This window comes from Candidatus Methylobacter oryzae (assembly GCF_003994235.2).
Classification (GTDB): domain Bacteria; phylum Pseudomonadota; class Gammaproteobacteria; order Methylococcales; family Methylomonadaceae; genus Methylobacter_A; species Methylobacter_A oryzae.
The window spans coordinates 1-1,640 of the sequence record NZ_RYFG02000035.1; the positions used below are offsets into that span (position 1 = coordinate 1).

Sequence of the window (1,640 nt, forward strand, 5' to 3'; positions counted from 1 at the left end):
TTAGCAATGCGCTAAACAATCTTCGCCCGCACAGATTGACAACCCGATTAGACTGGATCGTCTTGCTGGCAGGCAGCCTGTTGGGTACGGCGGCACAAGCCGGTTCCGTGGAAAACATGGCGGGTAACTGGAGTTCGCTTACTCTCTCAGGCAGTCTCCGCGCCATCTCGCCCAAGTTTCATCAATTCCGCTGGATCCTTATCAATCAGACTCGCTTGCGGGACGACAATCCGTCTGCCTGGCGCCTTAACGAAGACCAGTTCTATGCGCAGATGGGCTATTCTGTCAACTCTTATACCAGTGTCTGGCTGGGCTATGTCCACGATTGGCATCATTCTCTCGGCAAGACCGCCTACCACGAAAGCCGGCCCTACCAGGACCTGCTGTTCGACTTTCCGGTCGCACGTTTCAAGGCCAAGATCCGCACCCGTCTGGAAGAGCGGGTCAACCAAGCTACGGGCAACGTGGGTATCCGTCTGCGACAAATGGCCACGCTCCAGCTTCCCTTGGTCTTCATCGATCCGAAACTGTCTTTGTACGCGGGCGACGAGGTGCTCTGTCACCTGAACGCCAATAGCTTCGGGGCGACGGGGTTCAGCGAAAACCGCGCAATGGCGGGATTTAGCTTCCAATTCAATCGCCGGCTCGGCATGGACCTGGGGTATCTAGGGCAAACCATTCAGGAAACCGGCGGTGACATAGTCCTCACGCATAATGTGAACGCCAACCTGAGTTACCGGTTTTAATGTTATAAAGTTTAAACACTTCAAATGACCACAATAACCTGCATGTCATGAAAGACTACCGATTTTCGGGCCCTTGTACTTTGGCTGTTACGATCATTTTGGCTTCCGGATGTGCTAGTCAAGCACCAAAATCTACCGGTGAAACACTGATCGCCAACTCTGTAGAACGCAAGTGCGGTCCTGCATCAGCGTTTAAAGACATAAATTCTAGTTCGGAACGGTACGATGAAGAAAATACGGTGCTACTCATTTCGGAAGTCTCTGCGTTGTCTCCCGCAATGTTAGATATCGCCAATATCATAAGCGTTACAAAATCATTTGAAGGGCATCATTTGCGAGATGTTAAGAATCCGCAACCTGAATCAGACAAGCGAATACAACGGTTGCAAGTTAGAGAACAGAACTATTCGGATATTGCAAGCTTTGCTGGCCGTAAAGAGCGCCGCAGCAGAAGCCGACTGCGAAGAAGAACGAGCTGCTGATGCCGCCGATCGTCTTCAAGACAATCAGGAGCTTCAGTCGACGCAGTTCACCGTTCTTTCTCTTCTCGGCAGCGGTTTGGGTGGAGCGTTATCCGGCGGACTATCTCTCGGCGCACAAGCTACTTGGTCGGCAATCGCAGGCATTCTCGCCGGTGTTACCGAAGCAGCATTTGGCACCGTGGCACTATCGAATTCTTTGACCCATGAGTTCAGCCATGAACGCAATATATTGAGGGAAATTTGGGATGGCCCCAAGCAATCGAGATTATTTCCACGAGCAGTGTGGCGCTTCTTGAATCGGCCGTTGCCGGAAGATTCTTTCCTCCGATCTATGCGCGAGACATTGATTGCTCGTTGGCGACACGATGGGCGTCTCGGAGAAGCTAACTCAGTAGAGGAGCAACACCGTATC

General features: G+C 51.8%; 2 protein-coding genes. Both read left to right on the plus strand.

Annotated features, from left to right (window positions below; genetic code table 11):
- Window positions 1-746 (plus strand): DUF2490 domain-containing protein (locus EKO24_RS06230; RefSeq protein ID WP_241674415.1); only part of this gene is annotated, 746 nt, incomplete at its 5' end.
- A 318-nt stretch (window positions 747-1,064) separates the two neighbouring features.
- A partial coding sequence (locus EKO24_RS06235) for a hypothetical protein (protein WP_136949118.1) occupies window positions 1,065-1,640 on the plus strand: 576 nt, incomplete at its 3' end.